This is a genomic window from Seonamhaeicola marinus, from assembly GCF_008085455.1.
Window position 1 is genome coordinate 18,193 of sequence record NZ_VSDQ01000163.1, and the last position, 22,060, is coordinate 40,252.

18 protein-coding genes are annotated in these 22,060 nt (G+C 32.8%); 7 read left to right on the plus strand and 11 right to left on the minus strand.

The genetic code is table 11. The features are described 5' to 3' along the window. Positions 1-64: 64 nt before the first annotated feature. From FUA24_RS01315 to FUA24_RS01330, 4 genes are all read right to left on the minus strand, one after another. Entirely contained in the window at positions 65-382 is a 318-nt protein-coding gene (locus tag FUA24_RS01315; RefSeq protein WP_148539705.1) for a hypothetical protein, read from the minus strand. A gap of 113 nt (positions 383-495) precedes the next feature. Then, complete coding sequence (locus FUA24_RS01320; protein WP_148539706.1) at positions 496-1,128, minus strand: response regulator; 633 nt, start codon at positions 1,126-1,128, stop codon at positions 496-498. Between the two features lie 10 nt (positions 1,129-1,138). After that, positions 1,139-2,794, minus strand: coding sequence for a sensor histidine kinase (locus FUA24_RS01325; protein ID WP_148539707.1), 1,656 nt, complete (start codon positions 2,792-2,794; stop codon positions 1,139-1,141). A gap of 56 nt (positions 2,795-2,850) precedes the next feature. Next, positions 2,851-5,037, minus strand: a complete 2,187-nt coding sequence (locus FUA24_RS01330; protein ID WP_148539708.1) for a glutamine synthetase III family protein — start codon at positions 5,035-5,037, stop codon at positions 2,851-2,853. Between the two features lie 249 nt (positions 5,038-5,286). Here FUA24_RS01330 and FUA24_RS01335 point away from each other — a divergent pair, with 249 nt between their 5' ends. Next, positions 5,287-6,309, plus strand: a complete 1,023-nt coding sequence (locus tag FUA24_RS01335; RefSeq protein ID WP_148539709.1) for a glutamine synthetase beta-grasp domain-containing protein — start codon at positions 5,287-5,289, stop codon at positions 6,307-6,309. Positions 6,310-6,434: 125 nt separating this feature from the next. Here FUA24_RS01335 and FUA24_RS01340 read toward each other — a convergent pair whose 3' ends face one another. Continuing rightward, a complete protein-coding gene (locus tag FUA24_RS01340; RefSeq protein ID WP_148539710.1) occupies positions 6,435-7,379 on the minus strand; it encodes a calcium/sodium antiporter in 945 nt (314 codons plus the stop codon). Positions 7,380-7,597: 218 nt separating this feature from the next. On the opposite strand from FUA24_RS01340, the gene FUA24_RS01345 reads away from it, so the two are divergent. From FUA24_RS01345 to FUA24_RS01365, 5 genes are all read left to right on the plus strand, one after another. Then, complete coding sequence (locus tag FUA24_RS01345; RefSeq protein WP_148539711.1) at positions 7,598-7,945, plus strand: hypothetical protein; 348 nt, start codon at positions 7,598-7,600, stop codon at positions 7,943-7,945. 165 nt (positions 7,946-8,110) lie between these two features. After that, on the plus strand, positions 8,111-8,899 hold the full coding sequence (locus tag FUA24_RS01350; RefSeq protein WP_148539712.1) for a TlpA family protein disulfide reductase: 789 nt from the start codon (positions 8,111-8,113) through the stop codon (positions 8,897-8,899). Positions 8,900-8,934: 35 nt separating this feature from the next. Next, on the plus strand, positions 8,935-9,294 hold the full coding sequence (locus FUA24_RS01355) for a BlaI/MecI/CopY family transcriptional regulator (protein ID WP_148539713.1): 360 nt from the start codon (positions 8,935-8,937) through the stop codon (positions 9,292-9,294). A gap of 2 nt (positions 9,295-9,296) precedes the next feature. Next, entirely contained in the window at positions 9,297-11,666 is a 2,370-nt protein-coding gene (locus FUA24_RS01360) for a M56 family metallopeptidase (RefSeq protein ID WP_148539714.1), read from the plus strand. 508 nt (positions 11,667-12,174) lie between these two features. Further along, positions 12,175-12,327 carry an SsrA-binding protein gene (locus FUA24_RS01365; protein ID WP_148539715.1) on the plus strand — a complete coding sequence of 51 codons (153 nt, stop codon included), beginning with the start codon at positions 12,175-12,177 and terminating at the stop codon, positions 12,325-12,327. Here FUA24_RS01365 and FUA24_RS01370 read toward each other — a convergent pair. From FUA24_RS01370 to FUA24_RS01395, 6 genes are all read right to left on the minus strand, one after another. After that, the gene (locus tag FUA24_RS01370; protein ID WP_148539716.1) at positions 12,324-12,911 is read right to left on the minus strand and encodes a nucleotidyltransferase family protein; all 588 of its coding nucleotides are present in this window, start codon (positions 12,909-12,911) and stop codon (positions 12,324-12,326) included. The genes FUA24_RS01365 and FUA24_RS01370 overlap by 4 nt on opposite strands. A 6-nt stretch (positions 12,912-12,917) precedes the next feature. Continuing rightward, positions 12,918-13,940, minus strand: coding sequence for an XdhC family protein (locus FUA24_RS01375; protein WP_148539717.1), 1,023 nt, complete (start codon positions 13,938-13,940; stop codon positions 12,918-12,920). A gap of 50 nt (positions 13,941-13,990) precedes the next feature. After that, positions 13,991-15,430, minus strand: a complete 1,440-nt coding sequence (locus tag FUA24_RS01380) for a carbon starvation CstA family protein (RefSeq protein ID WP_148539718.1) — start codon at positions 15,428-15,430, stop codon at positions 13,991-13,993. After that, on the minus strand, positions 15,427-16,560 hold the full coding sequence (locus tag FUA24_RS01385) for a hypothetical protein (RefSeq protein WP_148539719.1): 1,134 nt from the start codon (positions 16,558-16,560) through the stop codon (positions 15,427-15,429). Before FUA24_RS01385 ends, FUA24_RS01380 begins: the two co-directional genes overlap by 4 nt. Beyond that, complete coding sequence (locus FUA24_RS01390; protein ID WP_148539720.1) at positions 16,560-18,482, minus strand: FAD-dependent oxidoreductase; 1,923 nt, start codon at positions 18,480-18,482, stop codon at positions 16,560-16,562. Before FUA24_RS01390 ends, FUA24_RS01385 begins: the two co-directional genes overlap by 1 nt. Positions 18,483-18,572: 90 nt before the next feature. After that, a complete protein-coding gene (locus FUA24_RS01395) occupies positions 18,573-20,219 on the minus strand; it encodes a sulfatase (RefSeq protein ID WP_148539721.1) in 1,647 nt (548 codons plus the stop codon). A 509-nt stretch (positions 20,220-20,728) separates the two neighbouring features. Between FUA24_RS01395 and FUA24_RS01400 the strand changes: the two genes are divergently transcribed. After that, positions 20,729-21,970, plus strand: coding sequence for a tetratricopeptide repeat protein (locus FUA24_RS01400; protein WP_148539722.1), 1,242 nt, complete (start codon positions 20,729-20,731; stop codon positions 21,968-21,970). Positions 21,971-22,060 lie beyond the last annotated feature (90 nt).

Genomic DNA, 22,060 nt, shown 5'->3' on the forward strand with positions numbered 1-22,060 from the left:
CCATAAAATTAGCATTTATGGTGTTTTCGTTTAGGACACATTTAGTATTACTAGGTAACCTATCTTACTTTTTCCTCCAAGGCTTATAATTTTTATACGCAGGTCCAGTTAATTTTTGTCTTTCGTTACCTATGGCATTAACCACTACATATTCAACTTTAGAGGCATCTCTCCAAGGTTTATAGTTTTTATATTTTGGTCCTGTGAGTGCCTTTTTACTTTTCTTTGTGTAGACTTTTGTTGATTCCGTATTGTGTTTCCAGGCTTTATAATTCTTGTATGCTGGTCCTGTTAAATCACTACGTTTTACATTACTTTTCTCCTGTGCAAATGCATTTATTGAAATAAATAATAGCCCTATAATTAATGCAAAATTCTTCATGAATAAAATATTTAATGTTCATGATAAAATTACATAGCTTATTAGGTGTTCAGGCTTATAGGAATCTACCCAATTTATATCCGTATTTATACGGATAAACTCTAATTATAATTTTATATTAAATTAAGTTTTGATGCTTTTTTAATAAGTTCTGCCGTGTTTTTTACTTCAATTTTTTTAAGAATATTAGCTCTATGCGTTTCTATGGTTCTAGTACTTACAAACAACTTTGTAGCTATTTCTTTTGTAGTTAATCCTTCAGAAATTAATAGTAATACTTCTGTTTCTTTATTAGATAAAATATTCTTGCTGACATTTTGTGTTGACATAAAGTTTATCATCTTTTCCGAAATCTCAGCACTAAAATATTTTCTTCCTTTAAACACTGTTCTGATTGCTAAAGTTAGCTCATCTTCATCGGTATTTTTTAACAAATAACCATAGGCACCACTTTTTGCACATTTTGCAATATAATTACCATCGTTATGCATAGATATTACAATAGGCTTAATTTTAGAGTCTAAATTCTTCATTTGATCTAGTACCTGAAATCCATCCATTTTCGGCATGGTAATATCTAAAAGAGCAATATCCGCTTCTACCTTCCCTTTTATTAAGGCTATAAACTCATCGCCATCAGCAACACTATGAACTACTTTTATATCGTTATGTTTATGCAATAACTCGGTTAAGCCTTTTCTAAAAAGCTCATGGTCATCTGCTATTATTATTTTAATGTCGTTCATAATTTTATAATCATTCTACTGGGAACTCAATTTCAAAAGTAGTACTGCCTTTAGTAGAGTTTATTTCGACCTTACCATTGCAAATTTCAACACGCTCTTTGATATTAACAATTCCAGAACCTAATTTAACATGATTTGTATTAAACCCCATACCATCATCAAAATAAAAAAGTGATATGAACTCATCAAATTCTGAAAGTGTAATTCTTATCCTTTTAGCACCAGAATGTTTTAAGGAGTTATTAATTAACTCTTGACAAATTCTAAAAAGATTAATTCCTTGATGATTCGTAATACGAGAGTTCTCTTGCCTTGTTAGATCTTCGAATTCAATGCTAATCTTAGTTGATTTTTTTAAACTTTCAACAAAATTTGTTAATGTAACTCCAATACCAAAATCATCCATTGTAGAAGGCCTTAAAGCATTTGACATTAGTCTTATTTCAGAAATGGTTTCATCAACTATTTGCTTCATTTCCGCTTTTTTTGCCTCATCCTCAACCTTGTTTTCGACATAGTGTTTTAATGACGTTAAGTAAGGCCCAATGCCATCATGAAGTTCTCTAGACAACATGCGTCTTTCATTCTCAAGACCATCTACCAACATTCGTTTTGCAGTAATTCTACTATTTTTCTCATTATCTCGAAATTCTTTCAGCTTATCCCTCATAGCCATTAAACTTTTACCTAAAAGATCATTTGAACTTTTTGGCTCATATGGCGTATTTAAATCCATTTTACCAATGGCTTCAGAAAAGGTAACCGCTCCTTGTAATGACGCTTTTAAATTTGCCAAAGCGTTAAACATTTCTTCAATTTCATTGGAGTTTTTAACAAAATCGGCACTCTGACTATAATCACCTTCGGCCATTACTTTCAAGCTTCGGCGCATATTGTGTATAGGATTGGTTATAATACGCGTAAGAAAAAGAGAGAGCACTACAGCAACAAAAAGAATTCCTAAGGTAACTCCTATAAGTCTTGATTTTAGCTTGTCTAATGGCTCAACGACCTCACTAACATCAATTTCCGAAAGAATTACTAACTTAAGATTTGAGATTTGAATTAGACTGTACACACTATAAACATCTACACCTCTATAGTCTTTAAATGTACCACGGCCATTTATACTTTTCAAAGCATTTGTAACACCTTCTGTTTTAACCTCTGTTGAATAAGGTGTCTTATTTGGAAAAAAGCGCGATTTAGAACGCATCCTAAAGTCCTCACCAACAATATAGGATTCTCCAGTCTTCCCCATTCCCGTGCGTTCTAAGAGTACACTTTCTATTTTTTTGTAGTCTAAAATCTTAATTCTAGTATCACCACCTTCAGAATTTGAAATGAAGCCTATGGCAGTTTTCTTCTTAGAATGATACGGTGTTAAATCATATACTCCATCAATCATTTTTAGATTTTCTGGAAATGAGAACAAAGCTAAATCTTGATTTTGATGCTTTGATTCTGAACTTAAAAAGGCATCCCATTCTGATGTAATTAAATTTTCAAGCTGAATTTGTTTAAGTGTCTTAATTGAATTTAGCTGAAGTAAAATACGATCATTTAGAACTCTTGAGAATTGTTGATAAAAAGAAAAAGACAATACAGCAACAACTAATACTATTAAGCTATTAATTATAATTAGTATTAGTGTTTTAATATTCATTAAAAGTTCAAAATAAAAACGTTTTTAGGTTTAATATACCTAAAATAATTTGGATTTTAACGCGTAAACAGGAGCTCCCTGTATTTTGTAAGAGGCCAGAGCTCATCATCTACCATAAGTTCTAACTTATCACAGTAGTAACGAATTTCATCAAACAAAGGTCTTACAGCATTACAATATGCCGCTGCCTTTTTTTCCAGATCCTCAATTTGATTGGCTATTTTACGCTCGTTAATCATATTAGTTACATTAACATTAATACCTTCAATTTGAGTAGATATACTTTGAATTAAACCAAGCTGTTCTTTTGCAACCTTTTTAAAGTCTTTATCAAAAATCTCCTTTAAGCCTTTTACGTTTTCCACCAAAACATTTTGGTATTTAACAGCTGTAGGTACAATATGGTTTCTTGCAATATCTCCTAAAACTCTACTTTCAATTTGAATATGTTTTATGTAAGCTTCTATCTCTACTTCATAACGTGCCTGAGCTTCAATTTTACTCAATACGCCCATTTCTTCGAATAATTCCAAACTTTGTTTAGAAATTCTTCCTTTTAATGCCTCTGGTGTCGTTTTATTATTACTTAGACCTCTTTTCTTTGCTTCCTTTTCCCATTCTTCTCCATAGCCATTACCTTCAAATAAAATAGGTCTACAAGATTTTATATATTCCCTTAAAACATTAAATACGGCTTCATCCTTTTTAAGACCTTTACCATCAATAAGCTTATCTACTTCAGCCTTAAAGTCTTTTAGCTGTTTTGCTACAATAGTGTTTAACACGGTCATAGGGTTACTACAGTTAGCAGTAGACCCCACAGCTCTAAATTCAAATTTATTACCTGTAAATGCAAAAGGCGATGTTCTATTTCTATCGGTATTATCTAATAAGACATCAGGAATTTTACCAACTACATTTAATTTCAGCTCTGTTTTTTCTTGTGGTGACAATTTCCCCTTTGTTACGCCTTCTAACTCTTGTAATACTTTGGTTAACTGTTCCCCTATAAAAATAGACATAATAGCAGGTGGCGCCTCATTAGCTCCTAGCCTATGATCGTTTCCTGCTGAAGCTATTGAAGATCGTAATAACTCTTCGTGCGTGTGTACAGCCTTAATAGTATTAATGAAAAAGGTTAAAAACTGCAGATTACTCATTGGCGTTTTTCCGGGTGCCAATAAGTTAACACCTCCATCTGTAGATAAGGACCAGTTATTGTGTTTACCAGAGCCATTCATACCAGCAAATGGTTTTTCATGCAGTAGGACCTTAAAATTATGTCTAGAAGCAACGCGCCCCATAATATCCATTAAAAGAGCGTTATGGTCTACAGCTAAATTAGCTTCTTCATAGATAGGTGCCAACTCAAATTGATTAGGAGCCACTTCATTATGACGTGTTTTAACAGGAATACCTAATAGCATTGCTTCATTTTCTAAATCGCGCATAAAGTTAAATGCCCTTGTTGGTATAGCTCCAAAATAGTGATCATCTAATTGCTGTCCCTTTGCCGAAGAATGCCCTAACAGCGTTCTGCCTGTTAAAAGAATATCTGGTCTACTGGCTGCCAACATTTTATCTACTAAAAAATACTCTTGTTCCCAACCTAATGAAGAATGTACTTTCTTAACATTTTTATCAAAATACTTACATACATCTGTTGCAGCATCATCAACAGCATGTAAGGCCCTTAATAATGGTGTTTTATAATCTAAGGCTTCACCTGTATAGGCTACAAAAATCGTGGGTATGCAAAGTGCCGTTCCGTATATAAATGCTGGAGAAGTTGGATCCCAAGCAGTATATCCGCGTGCTTCAAAAGTATTTCTTATTCCTCCACTTGGAAAACTAGAAGCATCTGGTTCTTGTTGCACTAGTTGCCCGCCGTCAAACTTTTCAACAGCAAAACCATCTCCCAAAATTTCAAAAAAAGCATCGTGCTTCTCAGCAGTTGCACCTGTTAAAGGTTGAAACCAGTGTGTATAATGTGTTACTCCCTTAGACAATGCCCAATCTTTCATAGATACTGCTACTTGATCTGCAATGGACCTACTAATCTTAGTTCCGTGCTCAATAGCATTTTTTACACCTAGAAATGCATCTTTACTTAAGTACTGACGCATGGTATTCTCATCAAATACATTTTCTGCATAAAATTCAGACCTTTTTTGGGTTTCCTGAATTTTAATTGGTTGGTGATCAAATGTTTCTTTTATAGCATGAAATCTTAATGTAGGCATTGGCTTTTGAATTGAATTTTAATGGAGTACAAAATTAACTATAGCCTTTAATTGGCAAAACCTTAAGTTAACAATTTTTCAACAAACTCATAAATAAATATACTTTTTTTAATATATACCCCAAAAAAATGGGGGATAAATAAAAATAACATAAGGGTTTACTAAAAACAGCCCCCAAAATATAAAGTAAATATAGAAAAGTATATATTTGTTGAAACATTATTTAATTACATATCTAAATTATAAATTATGGCAAAAATTAAACTGGAATACCTTTGGTTAGATGGTTACAAGCCTACTCAAAATTTGAGAAGTAAAACTAAGGTAGAAGAGCATGAAAACTTTCAAGGAACATTAGAAGAATTAGGTAACTGGTCTTTTGACGGATCATCTACTAAACAAGCTGAAGGTGGATCTTCAGATTGTATTTTAAAGCCTGTTGCTATCTATCCAGATCCTGAAAGAAGAAATGGATACTTAGTAATGACTGAGGTTTTAAATGCAGATGGTACTCCACACGAATCTAACGGTAGAGCTACTATTGATGATGATGATAACGATTTCTGGTTTGGTTTTGAGCAAGAGTACTTCATTATGGATACTCACACGCAACTTCCTTTAGGATTCCCTATTGGTGGTTACCCAGCTCCTCAAGGTATGTATTACTGTTCTGTTGGTGGTAAAAACACTCACGGTAGAGATTTAGTTGAAGAGCACGCTGATTTATGTATTGATGCAGGATTAAACTTTGAAGGTATTAACCAAGAGGTTGCTTGTGGTCAGTGGGAATTCCAATTATTCGCAAAAGGCGCTAAAAAAGCTGGTGATGAAATTTGGGTTGCTAGATACTTACTTGGTCGTTTAACAGAAAAGTACGGTTACTACATTGAGTACCACCCTAAGCCATTAGGAAAAGATATGGATTGGAATGGTTCTGGTATGCACGCTAACTTCTCTAACACTACATTAAGAACATGTGGAGACAAAGCTACTTACGAAGCAATTTGTGAAGCTTTCCGTCCTGTAGTTAAAGAGCATATTGCTGTTTATGGTGAATTTAATGACCAACGTTTAACTGGTGAGCACGAAACTCAATCTATTGATGAGTTCTCTTATGGTGTATCTGACCGTGGAGCTTCAATTCGTATCCCAATTATTACTGTTGAGAAAGGTTGGAAAGGTTGGTTAGAAGATAGAAGACCAGCTTCTAACGGTGACCCATACAAAATTGCAGGAAGAATTATTAAAACTGTTAAATCTGCTAAAATTTAATTTTAGCTAGAATATATATTTTGTTCATAATAAAAAAGCACTTTCAAATGAAAGTGCTTTTTTATTTTTTACGCATTGGTAAATTACCATTACTCCTTTTAATTCTTAAAACCAGTTTTAAGCAACTAACCTCTTGTAAACAATAAAAACATTAACACCCCATAACCCGCAACTAAGAACATCCCTTTCATTCTAGTTATCTGCATTTGTTTTGGTAAGAATATCAATGGAATTAAAATTGCTGCAAAACCAAGCATCCAAAAAATATCATTAGTTAAAATTGTTGGTTCCGTAACAGGTATCTGTTTTACCATAGAAGTTAACCCTAACACAGAAGCTATATTAAAAATGTTTGAGCCTATTAGGTTCCCTAAAGAAATGGCTTTTTCTTGTTTAGCAGCAGCAATTACAGAAGCAGCGAGCTCAGGAACACTTGTACCAATTGCAATTAAAGATAAACCTATAACGCCTTTACTAACACCAACCGCTAAGGCTATTTCTTCCGCACCCATTACCAACCATTCACTACCAAAGTAAAGAGCGGTAGCTCCTATTAATAACCAAACTATAATCTTAAAGTTAGATACAATAGCTAAAGCATCATCTACCTCTTCACTCACCGTATCTTTCTTTGCATTTTTTATTAGCACAAAAAGAAAAATAACAAGACCTATAAATAAACTCGCTCCTTCTAAAGTAGATAATTTACTATCGTTATTTAAAAAGAAGTACAATGCCATTGAGAAGATCATCATAACGGGCCAATTGAGTTTATAAAAAGATCTATCTACTGCAATAGGTCCAACCATTGCGGTTACCCCAAGTACTAATCCTATGTTTGCAATATTAGAACCTACAACATTATTTATAGCAATAGCTGGAGATCCCGACAACGCCGCGTTTAAACTCACAAGTAACTCTGGTGCCGATGTTGCAAAAGAGACCACCGTCATACCTATTACCATTTTAGAAATATTGAATTTAAAAGATAATGCTACAGATGATCGCACTAAAAACTCACCTCCTACTACCAATAAAATAAAACCTAGGATTACCCAAAGTATACTCATATAAATTGTTTTTTGCGAAGATATTATAAAGTTATGAAGTTAAAAGCTTAGATATTATGAATTATTTACGTCCGAAAAAAGAACCACCTCCACGAACGTTATAAAATCATCGACTAATTACATTTTATAGATTTCGTTAAACGAAAAACAAACTAATGACTATCATTTAAGATAAAATTTTACAACATTTGGAATACCAAATCTAAAAAACTTAAACCATGAAAAAGCTACCCCTAATAATGTTTTTTTCACTTATACTATTAGCATCCTGCTCAAAAGACAGCATTGATGTTATTGGTGTGGAAATAAGTGGCACAAGTACTTTAAATGGCACCTATATGCTGGATAAAAGCCATACTAAAGGCCCTAAATATGTTAATGTAAATAACACTTCTAAACGTTTAATAACTTATATGGACGATGGTACCGAAATGTGGGGACTAATGGATGCTAACTATTTATTATATAAAAAGGAAGTTGACGGGCAATACCCTCCAGAATCAGATTGGGAATGTGGTGTTGGCGTTGATAAAGACAAATTTAAATGCAAACTGCTATTAGATTAAACTATATCGTATTCTAAACTTAAATCCGGTTCAAATAAGAACCGGATTTTTTTATTTAAAGAGGATTAAAACTATAAAAATCGTTAAATAACTATTAAAATAGTTTTATAACTACAAAAATAGTTATATGTTTGAATTGAATAAAAATTCTACACCAACTCAAACATGAAATATTTACAAGTATTTATCTTTCTAATGGTTTTATACGGCATGAACGCCTTTGCTCAGGAGCAAAATTTTAAAAAGCCTGAATATGTTATTGTTGTGGATAACGGTAAAATCATCTCAAAAGACACGCTAATGGCATACGGTGAAAAAGGTTATATAGGAGCTATGCACAAAGGTGTTTCTGAAAAAAAACGAGATTCACTACATGCAAAGTTTGGTGATATAATTGGTGATAAAGAGTTTATTTTTCTAATTAAACTAAGAACCGAAGAGGAAAGAGCTGAACAAAAACGAATTGCCCCTAGGCACCCTATTGAAAAAAAAGCAGTAGCAAAAGAATTCTTATTAACATTAAATGATCCTGCAAAAAATTTCTCGGTAACAATGCTTAATGGTGAAGAAATCACACTTGAAAAATTAAAAGGAAAAGTTGTTTTGGTCAATTTCTGGGCAACTTGGTGCGCCCCTTGTCTTATGGAGTTTTCTGAAATTCCAGAAAAAATATTGAAACCTTTTGGTGCTAAGGATTTTGTCTTTGTACCCATAGCTATAGGTCAGAAAAAAGAAACCGTTTCCAAAAAAATGGAACAATTGAAAAAGTACGGCGTTAATTTTAACGTTGGTTATGATACAAACGCAGAAATATGGCATCAATATGCCAAAGGTTCTATTCCAAAAAACTTTTTAATAGATAAAAATGGAACTATCAGATATGTATCTAAAGGATACTCTGAAGAAACTTTTAATAAACTCGTATCTGAAATTGAAAAACTTATATCTGAATAAAAGTAAAATATTCAAATTGTTAAAAATTATTATACATGGAAAAACTAACAAACAAAGAGGAAGAAATAATGCATATACTATGGAAGCTAGAAAAGGCTTTTGTAAAAGATGTTCTAAGCGAAATAACTACCGAAAAACCACATTACAATACACTGTCTACCATTATTAGGAATTTGGTAGACAAGGGTTATGTTGGTTATACTGCCTACGGAAAAACACATCAGTACCACCCTATTGTGACCAAAGAAGCTTACAGAAAAGGGTTTATGAATACAGCCATTAGCAACTATTTTAATGATTCCTATAAAAATGTAGTGTCCTTTTTTGCGAAAGAAGAAAAAATTAGCGTAGAAGAGTTAAAAGAAATTATTGAACTCATAGAAAAAAACAACTAGTTATGGAGTATCTACTAAAGGCTAGTGCCATAATAATTATATTCTATGCTTGCTATAAGCTGTTTCTACAACGGGACACCTTTTTTGAATCTAACCGAGGGTTTTTACTTTTAGGGTTAGTATCTGCGTTTCTAATTCCATTAATTGTTATTCCCATTTACATAGAACGCCCACCTCTTATTTTAGATAATTTTGTATTTAACAATGTGCCTTCTGAACAACCTATAGAGGAGCCCTTAAATTATACAGACATTCTCTTTTATGTATACGCTTTGGGCATTGTTGTATTTTTTACTAGACTCTTCCTTCAGCTTTCATCTATTGCATCCTTGCTTATTAAAAACAAAAGTTCCAGAATTGGAAAGTTTCGCTATGTAAAAAGCTCAAAAAACACATCTCCTTTTTCTTTTTTTAATTGGATAGTATATAATCCTTCACTTTTTAATGAAACCGAACTACAACAAATTTTAGATCACGAAGAAGTGCATGCACGTCAATATCATTCCATAGATATTCTTCTTACGCAATTGGCCTGTGTTGTACTTTGGTTTAATCCGTTTATGTGGTTATACATTAAAGACATTAAACAGAACTTAGAGTTCATAGCAGATTATAATGCACAGAAAAATGCTAGTTGTAAAAAAAGCTACCAATACACTTTATTAAAAACAAGCGTTCCAACCAATCCATTGGCATTAACCAATAATTTTTACAATTCATTAATCAAAAAACGAATCGTTATGTTACATAAATCTAAATCTAAAAAATCAAATCTTTTAAAATACGCTCTAGTACTTCCTGTGCTTGCCTTCTTTTTAATGAGTTTTAATACAAAAGAAGTCTTTATTGATGCCAAAACTATTCCCGAAGAACAAACAAATACAGATATCTATTCAGAAGAAAATAAATCACATAAAAATGGCTGGGTTACTAATTTCATTCAAGGTGAATTGTTCAATAAAAAAGACAATCAAGTTTTTTTAATAAGTAAAAACTTTTCTGATACCGACTTTGACCAACTAATTAAAACTTTAAAACAAAATGGCGTAACGTCAAAATTTAAAGGTATTAAGCGCAATAGTAACAATGAAATAGTTGCTATTAAAATTGATTTAAAATCAAAACATTCTAACGCTAACTACAACACCAGTTCTGATGAACCAATTAAATCGATAAAAATAGTTATTGACAACAATGGTAAATCAATAAGTATAGGTTCTGCTCAAGATCATGATGATATCATATTCTTTTCCAATAATGGTAAACATAAAATTAGCACATCCGGAAAACACAAAAATGTTTTCATCCTAAAAGAGGGAAGTGATGATACTGAAGAAAACATCCATATTGTAAATGGAGATACAGTTACATGGAAAACAAAAGACAAACATGGGAAGTATGTTAAAATTAAACGTCATAAAGATGCTCAAATTATAAGGGGAGAAGATGCTGAAAAACATGTTGAAGTAATTACTAATACAGAAGAAGACCTTATAATTATAAAGAATAAATCAAAAGACAAAAAGGACAAAATAACATCAGAAAAAATCTCATTTTTTAGCAATGAAAAAGGAGCTAAAGTTCCTTTAATTATTGTGGATGGAAAAGAAGTAAAAAAGGAGGATTTCGAAAAGATTGATAAAAATAGGATTCATTCCATTTATGTTTTAAAAGACGATCATGCTACTAACCAATACGGAGATAAAGGAAAAAATGGTGTAATGGTAGTAAAAACAAAAGATATAAATGATCCTCCTCTAACATTCAGGTTAACCGGAGACTCTGTAAATCCTCTATACATCTTAGACGGTAAAAAGGTAGATAAAAGTAAAATTGAAACATTAGATCCCGATGATATAAAAAGTATAGATGTATTAAAAGGAGAACATGCTACTAAAATCTATGGAAGCCAAAACAAAAATGGTGTTATAATAATAAGCACTAAGTCTAATGAAAACACAAATGATAACCCTTTGAAAGTCTCTGTTGGCAGGAATATAAATAATGACTCTACGTATTTCAACAATTTAAAAGTAATTGGTTATGGCAATGCTTCAAAAAATAAAAACGCTTGGAAAATTTCTTCTGAAAATGATTCCCCAACATTAAAAGATTTAGATGAAAAGGTGAACCATAAGGATAATAGCCCTTGGAAAGTATCAACGGGGATAACCCTTCCAAATGGAACAACAGAAACAATTCATAAAAACACCCTTTTTATAGTAGACGGAAAAGAAAGTTCTATAGAAGAAACTAATAAGCTATTACCAGAAGATATAGAACATATTGAAGTACTAAAAGGAAATGCAGCTAAAGATAAATATGGAGAAAAAGGTAAAAACGGGGTCATTGAAATAACTACCAAGAAATAAAACTAATCTATAAATCAATCTAGTTTTAGCACTCTTTTTAAGGGTGCTTTTTTTATGAAAAAAAATTATTTAAAAACATAAAAACTGATAAAAGTCATGTTTTGAAAATAAAATGCCCCTTGGTTTTTAAAAACACTATCAAAAAGCCCCTATAAATGTTACAAAACAAAACAAAAAACACATTTAAAAATTACATATAAAAACTTAAATAAAGAGAGTCACTAAATAATCGAAACTAAATTTATTTTTTTACTTACAATTCTACATTCAATTTCATCGATTTTCAGCAAAACATTTGGAAGACATATTTCCAATTATATATCTTAAAAAAACATTGATAAAAAAACACTTTTTACTAACCCTAAAACCTTATATAAATATGATGACTGCTGTTAAAGTAATAGTTGATTTAGTAATCACAATTATCACTTCAATCTAAATCAATTAAAAAAGTAAAACTTAGTCTAGAATAAGTTTTACTATTTTTAACCTCACAAAGAGGTTTAAAATGAAAAAGCAAGTTTTTAAAGTTTTAGCAAAAATTAACAAAGTGATTTTACCAAGCTACACAAAAAAAAGATTAGATCTTGCAAACGCAACTAAGCTACAACTAGCCATAATTGGTTGGAGATGGTTTGTGACTAAAAACGCATTAGATTAATTTTTATTTAAAGACTCATAATCTTCAGGAGTATCTATATCCTTTAATACTTCTTTTGATTTAGGAGTAACAGAAATAACATTAAAAAAACCGTTATTTAATACTTCCTTAGCACCTTTATCTCCCTCTAACTTTGCAAGGTATTGAAAAGTCTTCTTCGGAAAAATAGCCGGAACACCATGCTTGCCACCATAATTTGAAGCTATGATACTTTTAGGATTTTTGGCAAAGGTATCCATAAGCAAATCAATATAATGTGCATTTATAAACGGTTGGTCACAGAGCATTATTAAAACGGCATCAAAGGTTTTTTCTAATGTTTCTAGGTAATTTATTCCTTTAACAATACTAGTACTTAACCCCTCTTTCCATTTAGGATTATCTATAAAAGTAATTTGACTACTAGAAACCGTCTTTTTTATGTTCTCAGAGTTGGCTCCTAAAATACAATACACCTCTTTAATCTTAGAGTTTAAAGCCTGTGAGATAGAATGTTCTAAAAGTGTAGAATTTTTAAACGGAAGTAATTGTTTAGGTTTCCCCATTCTGGAAGCGGCACCTGCTGCTAATATTATAATAGACACATTCACTTAACAGTGTAATTTACCATTAAGAGTTTTTAAAGAAAAAGGTTCCCTGTTTCTATTAACCGCCAAAATTTCAGAAAGAATAGATAAAGCAATTTCTTCGGGTGTAACTGCTCCTATGTTTAATCCTGCGGGACTATGAATACTTTCTAGAAGACTTTCTTCTAAATCTTCTATGTACTCAAATAATTCGCTTTGAAGCTGCTGTCTTCGTTTAACCGATCCTAAAATACCAATATAAGCTAGTTTACAATCTTTCAGTTTTAAAAGATATCGTAAATCTTGAGCATAATTATGGGTCATCAAAACAACTGAGCATTCAGAATCTATTTTAGAGGTATTGAAAGCTTCTGGAGTACTAGCAATAACACTTTTAGCTCCAGGAAAATCATGCAATACTTTTGGGTCGCTCATAGATGTTACCACATCTACTTCCCATCCTAATAAAGAGGCCATTTTACAGAGTTTAACGGCATCATGCTCACCACCAATAATTAATAACTTAAAACAAGGTGGTAATGTTTGAGAAAAGATGTTTAATTCAGCCTGTATCTTAGTTGGCTTGAACATCTCTGAAAAAGTAAATTCTCTATTATTTTCAAATCTTATTATTGATCCAAAATAACCAATAGCGTCATCTTCTTTTTTAAAATAAGATTCAATATTAATTGTTTTCCTGTTTTCTATATTATGAAAAAATGCGGTTTTGAGTTCTTCTGAAACAAAAAAGGTTTCAATTAAAATATATAGTGAGCCCTCACAACCTAAACGGTAACGTCCGTCATAAACCATAACCTTAGATTCTCCAGATAAGAATACGGATTGAGCTCTTCTTAGAACCTCCTTTTCAACACAACCACCGCTAACCGCACCAACCATAGCACCATCTTCTGTAATAAGCATTCGAACTCCTGGTTTTCTATAAGAGGATCCTTCTAGATCAACCACAGATGCCAGAACACTCTGTTTTCCATTATCCTGATTTTGAAGAGCTGCTTCTATGATTTGCTTTAACTCGTGGGTCATTAATTTTGTGTTTAAAGCTGAAATATAAGGATTATAAATCTTAAAAAGTGTTAAGCTTTTACTTCTTGAATAGAAGTTTTCACATTTACCTTAAACGATACAAACCAAATACTTAAGACAGAAGACACCAAAATTCCAATGGTATAAGATAATTGATAATCTAGTTTAAATCCTTCAGGGGCTACTAATATGTATGCGGTAACAACGGCCGTCATAAATGCTGCTGGAATTAAAATAAACCATGCCTTCTTATTTTGTTGTTTCATATATACTGCCGCCGCCCATAACACTACAGTTGCCAACATTTGATTAGACCAGCCAAAATAACGCCAAATAATTCCAAAGTCAATTCTAGTTAAAGCTAGTGCTACCAAAAATAAAGGGATTGTTACAACTAACCTTTTCACTAATTTGGATTGATTGATATTAAATGAATCTGCAATAGTTAAACGTGCACTTCTAAAAGCTGTATCCCCAGAAGTTATAGGGGCAGCTATAACACCAAACACAGCCAAAATACCACCAAGCTTTCCTAAAGTAGTATTACAAATTGTATTCACCACCCATGCAGCATTATGTCCGTCTTCTGCCATAGTAGTTCCCAGTTCTTTTACGCCTCCAAAAAAAGCCATTGCTATTGCCGCCCAAATAAGCGCTACAATGCCCTCTGTTACCATGGCTCCGATAAACACTTTTTTTCCGTGTGCTTCATTTGAAATGCAGCGTGCCATTAGTGGCGATTGGGTTGAATGGAATCCAGAAATAGCACCACAAGCAATTGTTATAAACAACATAGGAAACACAGGATAGTCACTAGGGTTTGTATGCATGTTTACCAAATTATTAATGGATAGTTCTGGAATCGTATAATCTTGAAAAAGTAACGCACCAAAAAGTCCGACTGCCATTACTAAAAGTGAAAACCCAAAAATAGGATACACCTTCCCTATTAGTTTATCAATAGGAATCATGGTTGCCAAAACATAATATAAAAATATGCATGCTACTAATATAGAAACATCTATTCCTGTTAACCCGTGTAATATCGTAGCAGGCCCTTTTACAAATACAACGCCCACCAAAATTAAAAGCACAACAGCAAAAATTCGCATAAATTGTTTCATACCATTACCAAGGTATTTTCCAACAATTTCTGGAATACTATCACCACCATGCCTAATGGATAACATTCCAGAAAAGTAATCGTGTACGCAGCCGGCAAAAATTGTTCCTAGGACAATCCAAAGAAATGCAACTGGTCCCCAAAGCGCACCTGCAATAGCACCAAAGATTGGCCCCAAGCCTGCAATATTCAAAAATTGAATTAAGAATATTTTCCCAAGTTTAAGTGGAACAAAATCAACACCATCTTGTTTAGAAATTGCGGGTGTGGGTCTGTTTTTATCAATTCCAAACTTGCGTTCTATAAAAGAACCATAAACAAAATATCCTGCAACTAAAACTGCTATACATATTAAAAAACTTATCATAATTTATCTGAATATTTCTTAATAAAACCATCTAATTGGTGTTGTTCGGTTTCACTTAAATTTTTCTGATTTTGTAGATACCAATACACCCGTCGTGCAATTAGAAAATCAGCTTGTAAAAGAGGAATCAAAGCACTATTTATAATTTCTGAATTAGGATTCTTTTCCTCCATAACACTCAGAAAAACAGAAAACTCTTGAAATGATTTTAAGTGATGTATTTCTTCTCCAAAACTGTCTAAATATTCTGTAGTAATGTTGTGCTTGCTGTACTGAAGTGATCGTAAAACAGCTATTCTTTGACGTTTATCACTTTTTATAAATATTGATTTTAATGCTGTTTCATAAACCTCTTGCGGTACTTTTTCCAAATATTGAATACAAGTCTTTATTAAATTCGGATTGTCTGAAGCTTTTTGGATTATGATTTCAACAAATTCTGGTGAATACGTCCCTCGTTTAGCCAACTCATTTAAGGCAACTTGGTAATATATTTCATCATTACTTTCAATAAAACTTAGAAGCTGTTGATTGGAAGCACTTTCACCTGTTTTATTTTTAATAATTTCAATAATACTACCATTGGCCCAATGCCACAATGTATAACAAGTTAATGCTGCACCGGGAACGGTATCTTTTTCATCTAGCTGTAAAGCGGTAGCTCCAGAAACCGCATCAACATCGCCATGTTCAACAACAGATAAGACTTCTGTAATTAGTACATCTTTAAATGGCGAGTTTTCATTTGCCAAAACAGAATTTAGTTTTACATAGTCCTGAGGTTCAAATAAATCTGCCTCATATTTTTCTAGGGTTTCACCTTTTGCTACTTTGTATTTTTGATACTTTCCCACTTCATCCCAATATATTGTCACAGGAATTACTTTACATACCTCTTCAAGACATATAACCGAAACCACATCCATAGTATACCCAATGGTAATACTGTCTTTTGTTTTTATTTCGGTTAGAATTGTAGCTACTAATTCTTTTTCTCCCGGATGCTTCACTTCAACTTCATGATAAATCTCAATGGTTTCATTTATGCCATTGTTAGTATTACTCCAATAGGAAAATAACATCCAAAACGGAAGACAAAAAAGCGTTATAATTTTTAATTTATGAATCATTATGCATAGCAACGCACTTCAAAAAGCTTTATGTTCTTAGCTCCGTAAGTGTCTTTTAATTTTAATTTGACTGCGGTAACCTTAGAGGGTTTAAAGTTGAATTTTATAAGTCTTGTTCTATTAGCTTCAATAGTTCCTAAATCTTGCCATTTGCCATTAACTCGTCCGTGCACACTAAGGGACTTAAGCATTTCAATAGGCACATGGTTTCCATAGAGTTCATCATTTTTACTATCCTTGCGCATCATGATGTTTCGTTTCACATTAGTATCACATTTAAGTTCTACTGTCGAAATTTCAACTGCCGTTTCCCATTCTAATTGAACTTCTGCATTTAAGCCATCAGATTGCCAGTGATTTATGTTACCATCAATATCTCTAGAAATACCGTTAAGCAAGTTCTTTGCATCTCCCGACGTAGTGGTAGAGCAAAAAATTAAACTTGCTGACTTAGTTAAATCATTGGCATCATTTGCTGGTCTATTAGGAATAAATGCATCATCTCTAATTAACTGCTCTTGTAACTCTAATATATAGTTTTTAGCAACATCTCTTGGTAAAACACCTTTCTTATTACATATAGTTGCTGCGGTTCCCACGGCTTGCCCCATTAGCGCACATGTTGCCATAATTCTTGAAGAAGACAATGCAATATGTGTCTGACTAACATTTCTACCAGCAAACATTAAATTAGATACATTCTTTGAATACAAACTCCTAAAAGGAAATTCATATATTTTTTTAAAATGATAGTGAAAGTAACTTGGCGGTTCCGAAATATTTTCAATTCCTCCAGGGTTATGTTCATCTAAAGACCAACCTCCATAGGCAACGGCATCATTAAAATGTTTATGTTCTGTCATATCTTTTTCAGAAACAATATAATCTCCAATAAATCGGCGCGATTCTCTTCTAGAAGGTAAAGAACCTACCCAATCTAGTGCTAAATTTTCTGCTTCTGGAAAATTACCTGAGTTTTTAATATAATCCCAAACACCATGCAAATACCCCATTAATTTATGTCTGTTAACTTCGGCATCGGCTATAATATCACCTTTACTACCTACTTCAATCCACCAAATACCATCTTGAAACCATTTAAAGCTTCTTCTAGGATGTGCATCTTCATGGGTATATTTTATTGCGTAGGATGGCGGACTGTATTGCATTGGTCTACCCATATCTTTTGAGGACATTAAAAGCGTTGCTCCCATTTGCCATCCATCTGGTTCATCTGGTGCATAGGTCTCGTTGAATTCTGCCTTTCCTTCCCTACCTGTTCTATATTCAGCTCCTGCCGAAGCTCCCAACAGCCCATCTCCCGAACAGTCTATAAAAATAGAAGCTCTTATTGTAAAAAGTGTTTCTGTGGTTGCTTGCCAACATTTTGCTGATTTAATTTTATTACCATCCATTATTGCTTCCACAGCTTGCGTATTCATCATCAATGTTAAATTGGGCTCTCTAATTACAAAATCATACATTACATGATCAAAAACTGGATAGGATTCCTGTTCATTTTCAAACCTATTATGTAAAAGCAATTCTTCTATAATACCTGTTTCACGTTCAGCCTTTCCCTTAATGCTGTTTACCCCATTTAGGTGTACGCGCATTTCACTAGAGGCATTTCCTCCTAAAACTGGTCGGTCTTGAACCAATACTGTTTTAGAACCATTTCTGGCAGAAGCTACTGCGGCACAAATTCCTGCAGCACCTCCTCCAATAACAGCCACCTCAAAATCCTTTGTTATCTTTCTTTCGGGAATGGCTTTTTTACCAGTCCCTAAATGATACCATTTATCTTTTTTTCTATCATCAATAATAGCTTTTGATGTAGCGCAAGATGATGCAATAATTGGAACTACTCCCGCAGCTAAGGCTGCTGTTGTTCCTTTTTTAAAAAAATCTCTTCTTTTCATATCGTTTACGATACGCTTATTTCAAAATAAGCTTAATTATATAGTGTTTATGTGTTTATGCGTTCAATTAAAGTCGCTTACCGTCAATTTTTAGATGGGTCTATTTCCTTTCCAACCTCTATTAAATTGTTGGACTAATTTTTCTACCAATTCTGGATTTTCTTCCGCAATATTCTTTGTTTCGTTAGGGTCTACCATATGGTCATATAATTCAATAAAAACAGGTTTTTTAGATTTGTTAGTTCTGTCCTTCCATAAAATCAATCTATACCGTTGCGTTCTCATGGCATACCCCATTAAATGGTTTTCAAACAGATCTCTGTTCCAAGTCGCTTTTTGTTGATTCTTAATTTTTTGCTCCACTTCAGTAAGAAGTGGTCCAAAATATGTTTCTCGCATTGCAGGACGAATAGGAAATGCTCCCCATTCTCTTAAGGCTGGGGATGGAAACTGACTAAACGCAGCGCCTTTCCATGTTTTATTAGAATTCTTAAGGAGAGGTTTAAAACTTGTTCCCTCCACATGCATTGGTGTTTCTATTCCTGCTAAATCACAAAGTGTAGGGTACATATCTATTAATTCTACTAAAGCTTCTGTCTTTTTACCTTGTGCTTCTTTGAGCATATCTGGCGTCCAAATTAACATAGGAACTCTTGTGGCAATTTCGTAGTTAGTTGCCTTTCCCCAAATACCCATATCTCCCAAATGCCAACCGTGGTCACTCCAAATAATAATAATTGTGTTATCTCTAACACCAGCGGCTTCTAAAGCGGCTATCATCTTTCCTATTTGTGCATCTACATAACTTACACAAGCTAGGTATGCATGTTTAAGCGTTACAGCCAATTCATCTTCTATCTCTCCTATTTTCGGAATTCCACTTCTAACACGTAATTCAAAAGATGGATGCAATCCAACTTGAGCAACATTTTTAGGTGCAACAGTTTGTTTTGATAACTTAATATCAGATCTCTTATATAAATCCCAATACTTCTTAGGAGCAACCCAGTTTAGATGTGGTTTATTAAACCCGAGACCCAAAAAGAAAGGTTTATCTGGGTTTTTAGCGAGCATATCTTGCATTGTTGCAATAGCCATTTCGGTATTGTACCCATCTGAATATGTATTATCAGGCACGTCTGCACTTTCATATGCTTTCCCCATAGCCAAACCATATCGGGCTACTTTTCCATATGTTTTAAACATGGCTTTACGAGTTGCACTTCGTTCCTTTAAGTTTTCTTCTAGAGCAAAACCAACAGGATCTTTTACACCCTTAGCTTTCATACTATCTACTGAAGGCAATCTGCTCCAAGATTTTTCATCATCCAAGTCGCCATGATGGAAAATTTTTCCGCAGTACACTGTTTCATAGCCATTGTTCATAAAATGTTGTGGTAGTGTTACAACATTGGGGCTTGTATCTCTAAACTTTATGTAATTATGAAATACTCCATTGGTTTCTGGCCTAATACCTGTTAAAAGACTTGCTCTACTGGGGCCGCAAATAGCTTGTTGACAATAAGCTTTATTAAATTGAAGCCCTTGGGTAGAAAATTTATCTAGGTTTGGACTTATTGCAATATCCGAACCATAACATCCTAATTCCGGTCGTAAATCATCTATACCAATAAATAATATATTAGGTTTCTTAATGGTATTATTTGCCGTAATACTAGCTTTATGCTCACAACTAAAAATCATAAGAACTAATAGCACAAGAAGCAATTGTTTCATTTCACTTAGTTTAAATTGGTTCTTTAAAGATACCCCGAAAGCCGCATAAATCTGTATAAATCAAGGTTACAAAAACTTAACATTGAATATTTTTATTAAATTTACAACTTAATATACATTTTACTAGAAAAACTCATAAATAACTGAATATCAAAATTTTAAATACAAAAAATAATAGCATAACAATTACTTTTTTAATTAATTTAATACTTATAACAAGCTTACATGGGCAGCAGTTTAAGAGTTACTTTAATTTTGATATTATTGCTAAAACCACATCTTTAGATTCTATTACTTACATCCTCAATAAAACTGAACAAGACGCTAGAGCGAATAAAGACGCTACTAACCTTATAAATTGTTTATTAACTCAGAGTGCCTATGGTAGATTTACTCTTAGTTACGACAATGCTTTTAAAAAAGCAGGAGCCGCACTTTTTATAGCTGAAGAATTAAAAGACACGCTTTTAATAGCAAAGTCTCATGAAGAGTTGGGTGTTTTAAGCTATATGTTTAAGCAAGATGATGATGCGGGGTTTAATTTTAAAAAAGCCCATAAACTGTATAAAATTGCATTAAAAAATGGAACGTCTTCGACTTTAGATGTTTTAAAGTCCTATTATAATTTAATCATGTATCATCAGCGAATAGTTGATGAAGTTTCTCTAGAAAAATACATAGACAGTTGTTCTACACTATCTAAACAAATTGGCACATTCCACATTCATCAAATCTATTTAGACGAAAAGCGAGCGAGTATTGAAGAATGGCAAACTAATTATCATACGGCACTAGGCCTGCTTCAAAATTCTATATTTAAAATTGAAGATTTAAAACCTGAAGCATATAATACTCATAAAAACTTCCTAACCATCTTGTATGCTAGAATAGCCTCAATTTATCAAAAACAAAAAAACTATGAGCTAGCCATACAGTATTTTGAAAAATCCTTTGGAGCTACGGATTACTTAAACGAAGTTACTTTCTATCGCTCCTTTATTAATTCACAATATGCGGAGTTAATGTTTAATAGAGGCAACTACAAAAAGGCATACGAGAAACTTAATGAAGCTTCTATTATAAATGACCAATATTTAAATCCAAGAAATGATGATAACGCAGGGTTTTTAACCGTAAGAAATCAATATAAAGAGCAGATTGATAAAAAAAACGCTCAAATTAATAGGCAAAATGCTGAATTGGCAGAACGCACTCAAGAAGCACTTAGGTTTAGAATTTTGTTATTTGTGGTCATTTTTATTTGCATCATAATTGTGTTGATCATTAGATCTAGAATGAAACATTTAAAACATCAGAAAATTGAAAAAGGCTCACAGGAGTTAATTGATGTAAAAAACAAGGAACTAACCACTAATACGCTTCAACTAATAGAAAAGGATGAAATTATTAAAAAGCTAAGTTCTTATATTAAAAAGAATGACATTGGAACAAGTTCTAAATCTTTAATTAAATCCATTGAAAATCAATCCGAAAGTTTGTGGGACGCTTTTAACAAACGTTTTGTTTCTCAAAACATAGGTTTCTATGAGCGTTTACAGGAAAAAGTTCCCAATTTAAGTGCAGCTGATCTTAAGGTTTGCGCTTTGATAAAACTAAATTTTACTGGGAAAGAAATGTCATATTTATTGGGAATATCACTTGGAAGTGTTCATGTGGCCAGGCATAGACTACGAAAAAAAATGAAGTTAGAAAGAGATAAAAACCTAACTAACTTCATTAATTCTATATAAACTAATACCCTATTTTATTTAGTCGACTTTTTAATATGTGCTATATTGCTAAAATTGAACTTTTAGTTTTTTATTATTGGTTTTTAAAGC